10 protein-coding genes, 1 tRNA gene and 2 pseudogenes are annotated in these 12,180 nt (G+C 66.6%); 1 reads left to right on the plus strand and 12 read right to left on the minus strand.

What is annotated here, in order from left to right; all coding sequences use genetic code 11:
• Positions 1-44 precede the first annotated feature (44 nt).
• The 6 genes from PY257_RS04105 to tolB all read right to left on the minus strand — a co-directional run bounded on the left by PY257_RS04105 (position 45) and on the right by tolB (position 4,391).
• Positions 45-596, minus strand: a complete 552-nt coding sequence (locus PY257_RS04105; RefSeq protein ID WP_275739143.1) for a hypothetical protein — start codon at positions 594-596, stop codon at positions 45-47.
• Between the two features lie 136 nt (positions 597-732).
• Positions 733-808 (minus strand) — tRNA-Lys (locus PY257_RS04110).
• A 37-nt stretch (positions 809-845) separates the two neighbouring features.
• Entirely contained in the window at positions 846-1,595 is a 750-nt protein-coding gene (locus PY257_RS04115; RefSeq protein WP_275739293.1) for a tRNA threonylcarbamoyladenosine dehydratase, read from the minus strand.
• A 68-nt stretch (positions 1,596-1,663) separates the two neighbouring features.
• Positions 1,664-2,452, minus strand: coding sequence for a tol-pal system protein YbgF (gene ybgF / locus PY257_RS04120; RefSeq protein ID WP_275739145.1), 789 nt, complete (start codon positions 2,450-2,452; stop codon positions 1,664-1,666).
• 8 nt (positions 2,453-2,460) lie between these two features.
• Entirely contained in the window at positions 2,461-3,003 is a 543-nt protein-coding gene (gene pal / locus PY257_RS04125; RefSeq protein ID WP_275739147.1) for a peptidoglycan-associated lipoprotein Pal, read from the minus strand.
• 65 nt (positions 3,004-3,068) lie between these two features.
• Positions 3,069-4,391, minus strand: coding sequence for a Tol-Pal system beta propeller repeat protein TolB (gene tolB, locus PY257_RS04130; RefSeq protein WP_275739149.1), 1,323 nt, complete (start codon positions 4,389-4,391; stop codon positions 3,069-3,071).
• A gap of 113 nt (positions 4,392-4,504) precedes the next feature.
• On the opposite strand from tolB, the gene msbA reads away from it, so the two are divergent.
• Positions 4,505-6,286: a lipid A export permease/ATP-binding protein MsbA gene (msbA, locus tag PY257_RS04135; RefSeq protein WP_275739151.1), complete on the plus strand. Its 1,782-nt coding sequence runs from the start codon at positions 4,505-4,507 to the stop codon at positions 6,284-6,286.
• A gap of 163 nt (positions 6,287-6,449) precedes the next feature.
• Here the strand turns inward: msbA and PY257_RS04140 are convergent, their stop codons facing one another.
• The 6 genes and pseudogenes from PY257_RS04140 to PY257_RS04160 all read right to left on the minus strand — a co-directional run bounded on the left by PY257_RS04140 (position 6,450) and on the right by PY257_RS04160 (position 12,141).
• Positions 6,450-7,664, minus strand: a complete 1,215-nt coding sequence (locus PY257_RS04140; protein ID WP_275739153.1) for an MFS transporter — start codon at positions 7,662-7,664, stop codon at positions 6,450-6,452.
• Between the two features lie 308 nt (positions 7,665-7,972).
• Positions 7,973-8,173, minus strand: a complete 201-nt coding sequence (locus PY257_RS04145) for a hypothetical protein (protein ID WP_275739155.1) — start codon at positions 8,171-8,173, stop codon at positions 7,973-7,975.
• A gap of 39 nt (positions 8,174-8,212) precedes the next feature.
• Positions 8,213-8,407: pseudogene (locus PY257_RS16320) on the minus strand (methyl-accepting chemotaxis protein); the annotation flags it as partial.
• A 77-nt stretch (positions 8,408-8,484) separates the two neighbouring features.
• Positions 8,485-10,041 (minus strand): annotated as a pseudogene (locus tag PY257_RS04150) (methyl-accepting chemotaxis protein); the annotation flags it as partial.
• Between the two features lie 125 nt (positions 10,042-10,166).
• Entirely contained in the window at positions 10,167-11,645 is a 1,479-nt protein-coding gene (gene rng, locus PY257_RS04155) for a ribonuclease G (RefSeq protein ID WP_275739159.1), read from the minus strand.
• Between the two features lie 25 nt (positions 11,646-11,670).
• Positions 11,671-12,141, minus strand: coding sequence for a universal stress protein (locus PY257_RS04160; RefSeq protein ID WP_419095655.1), 471 nt, complete (start codon positions 12,139-12,141; stop codon positions 11,671-11,673).
• Between the last annotated feature and the right edge of the window lie 39 nt (positions 12,142-12,180).

Here is a 12,180-nt window from a genome sequence, read left to right on the forward strand (position 1 = left end):
CAGAAAAATAAACTTAATTAAATCAAGCAGTTACAGCATGTATTTTATCTTAACTTCGGTGGATTGCAGCAATGCCGCAGAACCAGGATTGGCATAGCGATCACGGCGTGAATACCGTTAGTTCGGCAATGCCCCATGTAGTCGCCTATCGTTCGCTGTCCGGCCAACGGAGCTGGGTTACAAAGCACATGCTCAAGTAAGTCATCGGCTTCGGGTTCTTCTCTTAGTCTGATTCCATCAGGCAGACCGTTCATCCACGTTGCAAGCAGTGCGTATTGCTCGTTGCGGCGCAAAAATTCCCAGGCCCAACGCCGCCAGTTTTGTTCACCAGGGACAGGATAGTCATCGGAGACTGCCCACTTCGCCCAGTATTCGATGCGACGCAGCCCCTCTTCAAAGTCAAAGTCTTCGTTGGCATCGTCTCCAACAAAGTCTTCCGACGCAGCACTGGGATCATTCATCGCCACTGTGGGCGCAGTACCCCTGGAGACGATCACTTGGCCGTCTGGCGCATAAGCTACCGACAAGTCCAGGCTAAGCGCATGGCGCAAAAGTTGGACGGCAAGTGGGGATGACTCCGGTTCAGCGTGCTTCATGCAGGCATGGTAGCAACTACGTGCGAAGTCATTGGCCGTCACTCCAGCCGGTAGCAATAGAGTAGCAATGGCGTTTAGACAAGAAAAAAGCACCTAGGCATTTCTGCGCTAAGTGCTTGATTCATAACCAAAATTTTGGTGGGACGTGCGGGGGTCGAACCCACGACAAACGGATTAAAAGTCCGCTGCTCTACCAACTGAGCTAACGTCCCCCTTGCCAACTAGGGGCCTAGCCAGCGAAGCCTGCGATTATATATTGCCGGCAAGCGCTTTCCGCCCGCGCGCAGCCAGCCCGTCTATCACCCACCCTGCTGCGCACAGCCCGAACGTGGCCGTCACGCTGACCACCGAACCATAGCCATGGCAGTTAAGCGTGCCATCCCCTTCCACGGCGCACGCAGCGTCGGGCGCGGCAACGGCTTCCCGGCTGAAAACGCATGCAATGCCGATCCTGCGACCTTCGCGCGGTGCACCATGGTGCTTGCGGAGTTGGTAGCGCAGTTGCGCCAGCAAGGGGTCGTGCGTGGTGTGCGCCAGATCGTCAATGTCCACCTTGTGCGCCAGGCGCTTGCCGCCTGCCGCGCCCACGGCCATGAAAAGCGCCCGCTCCGCGCGGGCCCATGCGGCCATGGCCGTCTTGGCCTGTGCCTGGTCGCAGGCGTCGATCACGGCGTCCACGGGATGGGCTGTGACCGTCGCACGCCAGTTGGCCGGGCTCACAAAGTCCTCCACAACGGCAACCTCACAGGCCGGATTGATCTGCGCGATGCGCTCGCGCATGGCCACCACCTTGGCTTGGCCGACGGTGGATGTGAGCGCATGGACCTGCCGGTTGATGTTGGACTCGGAAACGTGATCCAGGTCTACCAGCGTCAGGCGTCCTACGCCGCTGCGCGCAAGCGCCTCCGCGGACCAGGAACCAACACCGCCGATGCCGACGACCATGACGTGGGCATCGCGGACCGCCCGGGCGCCCTGCATGCCGTAGAGACGCTCCATGCCGCCGAAACGGCGCTGCAGGTCGGGCGCATCGTCGGTGTATGCATCCACGCCGGCGGCCTCGCACGTCACTTCAAGCGCGCCAGGCGCTCCTTGGCTGCGCCCGCGGCTTCCGACTGCGGATAAGCCTTGACCAGGTCTTCCAGTGTCTTGCGCGCGGCACGTACGTACTTGAGTTCGATCTGGCAGTTGGCGATCGACAAGGCCGCCTCGGGCGCGCGCGCATGGTCGGGCGCGGCGGAGAGCAGCGAGCGGAAGTTTGTGACGGCTTCCTTGTAGTCGCGCGTGGCGTACTGCGAGTTGCCGAGCCAGAACAGGGCTGACGGCCCATAGCCGCTCTTCGGGTAGCGGCGCAGGAAGTCGGCGAAGCCGGTCTGCGCGCCAGCGAAGTTGCCGCCGCGAAACAGCGCAAGCGCGGCTTCGTAGTCGCGCTTCTCGGCAGGGTTGGCCTGGAAGGCGCGACCGTCCACCGATACCGACACGGGCTCGAACTGCTTGAGCCGATCGTCCACGCCCTGCGCGATGTCCTTCTGGCGCTGCTGCAGCTCGCTCACGTCGCGCTGCAACTGTTCGTTCTGGCCGCGCAGCGTGGCCATGTCCGAGCGCAGCGTCTCGATCTGGGACTGCAGGTCGAGCAGGCTGCGGCGCAGTTGCGAGCTGTCATCGCCGGAGCGGCGCAGATCGTCGCTGGCCCGCTGGTTGGCAGACTGCAAGACATCGACGCGCTGGCGCAATTCGAGGATGGCGCGGCGCGCCTCGTCGTCCTCGAACAGCGCCGCCCGCGCCTGGGATGCGCACAGGCCCGCAGCCGCTACGGCCAGGGCAAGACAGGTATGCCGCAGAGAGGCTGCACGCATCGCTGGCATCAGCGGTAGGAGATTTCGGCACGGCGGTTCTGCGCCATCGCCTCTTCATCATGGCCGGGATTGGCGGGCTTTTCCTTGCCGAAGCTCACCGATTCGACCTGCGCCGCGCTCACGCCCAGCAGAGTCAGCGAACGCTGCACGGCTTCGGCGCGGCGCTGGCCCAGGGCCAGGTTGTATTCGCGCCCGCCGCGCTCGTCGGTGTGGCCTTCGATCACGACCTTGCGATTGGCGTTGGCCTTGAGGAAGCGGGCATGGGCTTCGACGACCGACTGGAACTCGGGCTTGACAACATAGCTGTCGAAGTCGAAGTACACGACGCGCGCCACGCCGATGGGCCCTTGGGCGTTGGCAACCGACTGGTCGAGGTTGACGCCGGCCACGTTGCTCTGCGCAGTGTTGCCGGGATTGGCGCCGCTCGTCGCGGTGGTGGCGGTGGCGGACCTGTCTTCCACGGGTACGTCGTTGAGCTTCACGCCCGAGCTGCAGCCGGCGAGCAGCGCCGTCAGAAGCAAGGCCGCGACTGTGCGTTGGCGGGTCATCATGATTGAAATTTCTCCTGGATGCCGGGTATGGCAAGTGATGTTGCAAAACGAGGAAAACAAAGCGCTTATTTCTGGAACGGGCCCCAATCGGGCTCGCGTATGTCTCCGCCCTGCCCAGCGAGGCGGGCCTTGATTTTTCCGTCCAGCGTGGTCGTCACGAGGGTCTCGCGCCCGCCCTGCTGGGTGGCGTAGACGATCAGGCGTCCGTTGGGCGCGAAACTTGGGCTCTCGTCGGCGGACGTGTCGGTGATGGAGTTGGCGGCCCCCGTGCCGAGTTCCATCACCTGGAGCTTGAACGCCCCGCCGATGCGCGAGATATAGGCCAGCCAACGGCCATCGGGACTGACCGCGGGGGAAATGTTGTAGCTGCCGGCGAAGGTCACGCGCTCCGCGTTGCCGCCGCTGGCGGGCATGCGGTAGATCTGCGGTGCGCCGCCACGGTCGCTGACGAAATAGATGCTGCGGCCATCGGCGGAATACACGGGCTCGGTGTCGATGCCCGCGCTCTGGATCAGCCGGCGCGGTTCGCCGCCGTTGGCATCGATGGTATAGAGCTGCGAGCCGCCGTCGCGACTCAGCGTCACGGCCAGCGAACGCCCGTCGGGCGACCAGGCCGGCGCGCTGTTGGAGCCGCGGAAGTTGGCCACCAGGCGGCGGCGGCCGCTGACCACGTCGTGCACATACACCACGGGCTTGCGCGACTCGAAAGACACGTAGGCCAACTGCCCGCCCGAGGGCGACCAGGCCGGCGAAATGATCGGCTCGGGGCTCGTCAGCGCCGCCTGTGCATTCTCGCCGTCGGCATCGGCCACCCACAGGCTGTAGCGTGTGCCGGCCTTGGTCACGTAGGCGATGCGGGTGGAAAAGACGCCCTTTTCGCCCGTGAGCTTTTCATAGATGAAGTCGGATACGCGATGCGCCACGAGCCGCAAGTCGCCCTGGGGTATCACGTAGCTCTGGCCACCCAGATCCTGCCCGCGCACCACATCCCACAGGCGAAAGCGCACGTCGTAGCGGCCATCGGCCAGACGCGTCACGCTGCCTGAAGCCAGCGCGTCGGCGGTCTTCTGGCGCCACTGCGCGAGGTCCGGGCGCGATGTTTCGTCGAGCGCCGCGCCCGCCGCGTCCACGCTGCGGAACTGACCGCTGCGCTCCAGATCGGCCTGCACGATGGCAGCGATTTTCTGCGGGGATTGGGCTTCGCCCTTGAACGGCGCGATCGCGATGGGGATCTGCGTCAGCCCCACACCCGTTACTTCGACCCGGAACTGCGCCAGGGCAGGTGCGAAAGGGGTGCAGGCCAGGGCGGCGGCAAGAATACGGCGGCGCCATTGCGGAGCGACCGCGGAAGAAGACAAGGCGCTGAGGCGGTCGGAGGAAATAGTCATCGGCAAGCGTGAACTGTGCTAACTCGCGAAAGCCCTGAATGTTACACACCGGGCATTCCACGCTGTGACAATCTGTAGGCTGCAGCGTTTCGCGCGCCTAGAATCTGCGCTTCATGCAAGCATCCGGCCTCCTTGAACCAACGGCTCATGTGCCCGTCGCATCGCGCTCCCTCTGGTCCCGCCTGAAGCGGCTTTCCACCTATTTCGCCAGCCAGCGCGCGGCCTGGGCCGTCGCCGTGCTGGCCGCGCTGGTGGCAGCGGTAACCGAGCCGCTGATACCAGCCTTCCTCAAGCCCCTGCTCGACCACGGGTTTACCGACGGCAGCATGCGCTTGTGGCAGGTGCCCGCGGCGCTGATCAGCCTGTTCGCGGTGCGCGGGATCGCGCAGTTCGCGTCGCAGTACGCGCTGGCGCGCATCGCCAACGAAGGCATGCTGGTGCTGCGCCGCGCGATGTTCCAGCGCCTGCTGTCGGCGGAGATGGGGCTGTTCTCACGCCAGTCGGCCAGTGCGCTGTCCAACACCGTGGTGTATGAAGTGCAAACCGGCGCCACGCTGCTGGTGCATGCGCTGCTGGGCATCTCGCGCGATGGTTTCACGCTGGTCGCGCTGCTGGGCTACCTGCTGTACCTGAACTGGCAGTTGACGCTGATCGTCGCGGTGCTCGTGCCGGGCGTGGCGTGGATCATGAAAGTACTCTCGCGCCGCCTCTATAAGCTCACCAAGACCAGCCAGCAGGCCACCGACGACCTCGCCTACGTGGTGGAAGAAAACGTGCTGGCGCACCGCATGGTGCGGCTGCACGACGCGCAGGAGAGCCAGGCCGCGCGCTTCGACCGCCTGAGCCGCAGCCTGCGGCAACTGGCCGTCAAGGCCACCATCGCCTCTGCCGCCATGACGCCGCTCACGCAGTTGCTGGCCGCGGTGGCGCTGTCCGCCGTGATCTGCGTGGCCCTGTGGCAAAGCCGCGGCACGGCGGGCGTGGCCGGCGTGACGGTGGGCAGCTTCGTGGCCTTCATCACGGCCATGCTGATGCTCATCGCCCCCATCCGCCGCATGGCCGAGATCGCCAACCCGCTGACGCGCGGCGTGGCGGCGCTCGAACGCGGCCTTTCGCTGATCGAGGACGTGAATCCCGAGGCCGATGGCCCGCTGGTGCCCGCCTCGGGTGGCACGGGCATCGAGCTGCGCGACGTGAGCGTGGTCTACAGGGAAGGCGCCGCGTCGGCGCTCGACCACGTGAGCCTCGCCATCCGCCCTGGCGAAGTGGTGGCGCTGGTGGGCGCATCGGGCTCGGGCAAGACCACCCTCGCCAACCTGCTGCCGCGCTTCGTGCTGCCCACGGGCGGGCAGGTGCTGCTCGATGGGCAGGACATCGCGCAATGGCAGTTGCGCCACCTGCGGGCCCAGTTCGCCATGGTGAGCCAGGACGTGGTGATGCTCAACGACACCATTGCCGCCAACGTCGCCATGGGCCAGGCGGTGGACGAAGCACGCGTGGCCCATGCACTGCAGGCCGCCAACCTGGGCGACTACGTGGGCGCGCAGCCGCAGGGCATGCACACCGTGGTGGGCCACAACGCCGCGCAGTTGTCGGGCGGCCAGCGCCAGCGGCTGGCGATCGCGCGGGCACTCTACAAGGACGCACCGATCCTGATCCTCGACGAAGCCACGTCAGCGCTCGACACGGTCTCCGAGCGGCTGGTGCAGGACGCGCTGCAGCGGCTCATGCATGGCCGCACCACGCTGGTCATCGCCCACCGCCTGTCCACCATCGAGCATGCGGACCGCGTGGTAGTCATGGAACGGGGCCGCATTGTCGAGGCCGGCACGCATGAAGAGCTGATGCGCCAGGGCGGCATGTACGCCTACCTGCATGCGAAATCAGCCGTCTGAGATGGAACACTCCCCCAGGCTCGCCCACTGCGTGTGGCCGCCAACCCCCTCGCCGGGGGCGATACCAGCGGCCCGGCAAAGCCGGTTGCGCGGTATCCCTGGCATTGGGCTGCGCCAGTTTCATGCGATACGGGTGGCGCGCGAGCGCCATGGATAACTGAAATCACTTGCGCGCTGCGAACTCCGTCGCATAGAACGCCAACGCCACGGCGATGAACGCCGCGCCCATGGCCGCCAGCGCGGGCCAGCCAGCCAGCGTGTACACGGCAGTCGACAGCCCCGATGCCACCGCACCGCACACGAACACCATGGTCATGAACAGGCCGTTGAGCCGTCCGCGCAGCTCTGGCGCCAGCATGTAGATGCTGCGCAGGCTCAGCACCTGGCAGACCTGCACCGCCGCGTCCAGCACCAGCGCGGCCGCCACCAGGCCCGGCAGCGAGCGGCTGTAGCCGGCCCAGCCCGCCAGCCCGAACGCCAGCACGGCGCAGGCGAGCGCCCAGCCTGTGGCGGCGCGCGTCAGCCCCCGGTCGGCCAGCCGGCCCGCCCATGGCGCGACCAGCGCACCCGCAGCACCGGCCAGCGCGAAGGCGGCGATGCCGTGCTGGCCCATGCCGAAGGCATGCGCCAGCAGCAGCGGCACGCCGGTCCAGAACGCGTTGAAGCCCGCAAACATCGCCCCCTGGTACGCGGCGCGGCGGCGCAGCAGCGGCGTGCGCCGCACGATGGAAGGCAGCGATGCCAGGATGCGCCCGTAGCTCTGCGCCGCCATGGGTCGCCGCTGCGGCAGCATGCGGTGCAGCACGGCCATCAGCACCAGCATGAGCGCCGCCGAGATGGCGAACACTGTCCGCCAGCCCCACAGCGCCGCCACGCTGCTGGCGAAAGGGCGCGCGAGCATGATGCCCGCCAGCAGCCCGCCCAAGATGTTGCCCACCACCTTGCCGCGCGTGGCGTCGGGCGCCAGCAGCGATGCGAACGGCACCATGATCTGCGTGGCCACCGTGCTCACGCCCACCAGCAGCGCGGCGGCCATGAAAGTGGCAGCCGACGTGGAGCACGCCACGCCCACCAGCCCCAGCACCACGCCGCCGAGCGCCACCACGATGAGGCGGCGGTTCTCCACCACGTCGGCCAGCGGCACGACCAGCAGCAGCCCGAGGCCGTAGCCGAGCTGTGTGAGCGTCATGATCAGCCCCGCCAGGCTGGCGGGCAGCGACAGCGCCTGGGCGATCGGCGCGATCAGCGGCTGGGCGTAGTAGATGTTGGCCACCGACAGCCCGCAGGCGGCGGCGAACAGGAGGGTCAGGCCCGCCGAGATGCCGGGGTGCAATGGAGCCGAGGCAGGCAATGGGGAAGAGGAGGAAGAAGACGCCATGTGGTGCATGCAGGGCGGCGCCAGAGCGCATCGCAGCTCGGGGCGCGCAGTTCACGAGAGGAAACGCAAGCCGCGAAAACTACCACGCACGGCAAACACCACGCTGTGGCGGGGGCTCCATTTCTTATGCATGAAAAATGGCTCCAGCGCCCGTATTTACTTGGGTAATAGCTATTATATTGATAGTAAAATCAGTGCAACACGATGGCAAAGCGGCCTGGGTGTGCCTTTTCCCCTTCACCGCGCAGAAGCAGCGGTCAACCGCCTCTGCCAAGTCGGTGCAGTGCAAGCCGGGCGTCCCGACCCCGTCATGCCTCATTGAGCAGGCGCGTCTGGATTGCCCGTGCCCGGTGTTCCGGGGCCGGAGCGCCGCCGTCGGCCTCCTCCAGCCGGAAGCTGCCGACCAGCTCGGCCAGCTGCCGAGCTTCCACGCTGAGTTCGCGCGTGGTCTGGGCGGCGTCGTTGACCATCGCGGCGTTCTGCTGGACGACGCCGTCTATCTGGGACACCGCGTCTGTCACCTCCGAGAGGCCCTTCTTCTGCTCGTCGCCCGCCAGGCGGATTTCGGCGATGGCCGTCCGCGTCTTGTGCACATTGGCTTGCAACTGCCCCATGTTCTGTTCCGCTGCGCGCACCAGTTGACCGCCGGTGCGCACGCTGTCCACGGATTCGCCGATGAGCGTCTTGATCTCCGCGGCGGCGGCGGCGCTGCGCTGGGCGAGCGCCCGGACCTCGGTGGCCACGACGGCGAAGCCGCGGGGCCCTGTTCGCCGGCGCGGGCCGCTTCCACTGCGGCGTTGAGCGCCAGGATGTTGGTCTGGAAGGCGATGCTGTTGATGACGCCGATGATTTCCGAGACTTTCCGCGAAGAGGTCTCGATCTCGTTCATCACGCCGACGACCTTGCGCATGGCCATGCCGTTTTCTTCGACGAATTCGACGGTCTCGTTGACCATCTTGTCGGCCACGTGGATGTTCTCGGCATTCTGCTGCACCGAGGACATGAGCTGCTCCAGGGCCGCCGCGCTTTCCTCCATGGCGGTAGCCTGCTGGCTCGTGCGCGACGCGAGGTTCTGGTTGTCCGCGTCCAGGCGGGAGACGGCCTGGGCCACAAAATCGCTGCTGCCGCGCACGCTGAGCAGGACCCTGGACAGCTTGTCGACGAAGCGGTTGAAGGCCAGCGCGACGCCGGCGATCTCGTCGCGCTGGGGGTCCACTAGGCGGCGGGCCAAGTCGCCGTCGCCATGGGAGATTTCGTCCAGGGCCTGCCGGGTCGCGTCCAGCCGCCGGATGACGTGCCGCCCCCAAAGCCAAGCGAAGGCCAGCACCGCGGCCAGCAGCGGCAGCAGGAAGACGAGGATGTCCCGCATGGTGGCGTTGGCAAGGTAGATATAGCGTTCCTCGGGCGTCGCCAACCCGATGACCCAGCCTGTTTCAGGCATGCGGAACAGCGCCACCTTGGAGGCGCCGCCCAGGCGCTCGTCATGGTCCAGGTCGACGGTGACCTTGTCCGAAAGTGACGGCAGCCGGGCCGCGACGGGTTGCAGCCATGTCTGTGCGCCGGCCAGCTTTTCCAGGGTGGTCATTTCCTTGGAGGCCAAGCCGGGAAACCACAGCAACTGCCCCGTGGCATCCACCGCGAAGGCATAGCCGCCCGTGGTGCTGCCGCGCTGCTCCAGAAAGCGCGCGATGCCGTCCAGCGCCATGTCGGTGGTGGCCACGCCGGCGAAGCTGCCGGACAACTGGTAGGGAACGCTGCACGTGACCATGGCGACATGCGAAACCGGGTCCTGGTAGGCATCCGACCAGACGCAAGCGTTGCCGGGCTTGCCACGGGCGCCCGTGTACCAGCCCTCGCCGTGGTAGCCGGCTCCGGAGGGTGCGTTGTAGTCGTCGCTGAAGACCAGGCGGCTCGAGGCGTCCCGCGCCCAGAAGAAACTGCGGCGCTCGACGCCTTGCGTGAACCTGCCGGGTTCCGGCCATATGCCGCCGCCCGCCAGCGCCGTGTTGCCCTGGTCGTCGATGATGGCGGGTGCCACGGTCTTGTAGACCTGCTCGTCAGGCGGCAAGGATTCCGCCAGCCGCGCGACGCTGACCGTCACGCCCTGGGTGCGGGCCAACTGCCGGGACATTTCCCCGACGATGGCGGTACCCGTCTGCTCGATGAGTTCGCCGCTGACCTGGATGACACGGGGCTGCACGCGCAGCGACATGACGCCCACGACCACCACCGTCGTCAGAAGCAGGAGAAAAACAACGCCATAGGTCATTTTTCTGGACAAACTTTTGGGGGTCTGGGTGAGGGTCATCGTCATGATTTCCTTCTTGAGAGAACGCGCGGAGCGAGATGGGGACGGGCCCGCGCCGGGCCCGCGCATCCATTCTTTACCAGCGGCGTGACAAAACCATCACGGAACCATCGGCGGCCCTCGAAGCCTGCCGCAAGGCCCGGTCCGGTTGTTCCAGCCGCTTGAGGCCCGCGTGTCCGACCGTGCCGATGCGCTCAGTGCAACACGATGTCGTACTGCTCCTGCCCCATGGCCGTTTCGGCCTGCAGCGAGATCGGCTTGCCGATAAAGTCCGACAGCGCCGCGAGGTGCTGGCTTTCCTCGTCGAGGAACAGTTCCACCACCTTGGGCGAGGCCACGATGCGGAACTCGCGCGGATTGAACTGCCGCGCTTCGCGCAGTATCTCGCGCAGGATGTCGTAGGTCACGCTGCGCGCGGTCTTCACCTGGCCCGAGCCGCGGCATACCTCGCAGGGCTCGCAGAGCATGTGGGCCAGCGACTCGCGCGTGCGCTTGCGCGTCATCTCCACCAGGCCGAGCTGCGAAAAGCCGCCCGCCGTGGTCTTCACGCGGTCGCGCGCGAGCTGCTTGCGCAGCTCCGCCAGCACGGCCTGCTGGTGGTCCTCGCGCCCCATGTCGATGAAGTCCACGATGATGATGCCCCCCAGGTTGCGCAGGCGCAGTTGGCGCGCGATGGCCTGCGCGGCCTCCAGGTTGGTCTTGAAGATCGTGTCGTCGAAGTTGCGGGCGCCCACATAGGCGCCGGTGTTCACGTCGAAGGTGGTCAGCGCCTCGGTCTGGTCCACGATGAGGTAGCCGCCGGATTTCAAATCCACGCGCCGCCCCAGGGCGCGGGCGGTTTCCTCGTCGATCGCGTAGAGGTCGAAGATGGGTCGCTCGCCCTTGTAGTGCTGCAGCCGCGCCGCCGCCGCGGGCATGAACTCGCGGCCGAACTCGCGCAGGGCCTCGAACTGTTCGCGCGAATCGATGCGGATGGTCTGCGTCTCCTCGCTCACCAGGTCGCGCAGCACGCGCTGCAGCAGGCTGAGGTCCTGGTGCAGCAGCGACGCGGCGGGCTGGCGCTGCGCGGCGTCCTTGATGCGCGCCCAGGTCTTGCGCAGGTAGGCGATGTCCTCGGAGAGTTCGGCATCGCTCGCATCCTCGGCATTGGTGCGCAGGATGAAGCCCCCGCCCCCGCCCCCGCCCGCCAGAGCCTGCAGGCGCGCGCGCAGCGCCTCGCGTTCTGCCGCCGGGATCTTCTGCGACACGCCCACGTGGTCGTCCTGCGGCAGGAAGACCAGCAGCCGCCCGGCCACGCTGATCTGGGTGGACAGCCGCGCGCCCTTGGTGCCGATGGGCTCCTTGATGACCTGCACCATGAGCGGCTGGCCTTCGAACACCTGCTTCTCGATTGGCACTTGCGGCTCGTTGCGGCGCGCCATCGCGGGCGGCTCTCCACCATCGTGGCGGTGCCACACGTCCGCCACGTGCAGGAAGGCCGCGCGCTCCAGGCCGATGTCGACGAAGGCCGATTGCATGCCCGGCAGCACGCGCGAAACCCGGCCCAGATAGACGTTGCCCACCAGGCCGCGCTCCAGCGTGCGCTCCAGGTGCAGCTCCTGCACGGCACCGTATTCCACCACGGCCACGCGCGTTTCCTGCGGCGACCAGTTGATGAGGATGTCGTGCTGCATGGGCCGGCTACTGCGCCATGTCCGGTCAGTCGCGCACCACCAGCACTGGCAGGTGGACGGCGGCCAGCACGCGCTGCGTGACGCTGCCGAGCACCAGCTTCTCCAGCCCGCGGCGGCCATGCGAGCCCATGACGATCAGGTCCGCGCCCACGGCGCTTGCGGTTTCCAGGATGCCCTGCTGCACGGCGTGGCCCTCGATCACGGTGGTGGTGATGGATACGCCGGCGTCCTCGAACTGCTTGCGCGTCTGCGCCAGCGCCTCGTTGGCCTCTGCCGTGGCGGCGCTCAGGTACTGCGCCTGGCCGTAGGCGAAATCGGTGCCCACGCCCGTGAACGGATAGGGATCGATGACGTAGATGGCCGTCACCGCGCTGCCGAACGCCTTGGCCAGACCCGCGGCCTTGCCGACTGCCAGAAGGGATGTTGGCGAACCATCGACCGGAACCAGGATGTGCTTGAACATGGAATGCTCCTTAGTGCTGCGTTGAAAACGAATCCAGTGTGGCGGCTTTCACGCGGCGAATCTTGATGCGCG

Source organism: Curvibacter soli (assembly GCF_029211125.1).
Taxonomy (GTDB): Bacteria; Pseudomonadota; Gammaproteobacteria; order Burkholderiales; family Burkholderiaceae_C; genus Curvibacter_A; species Curvibacter_A soli.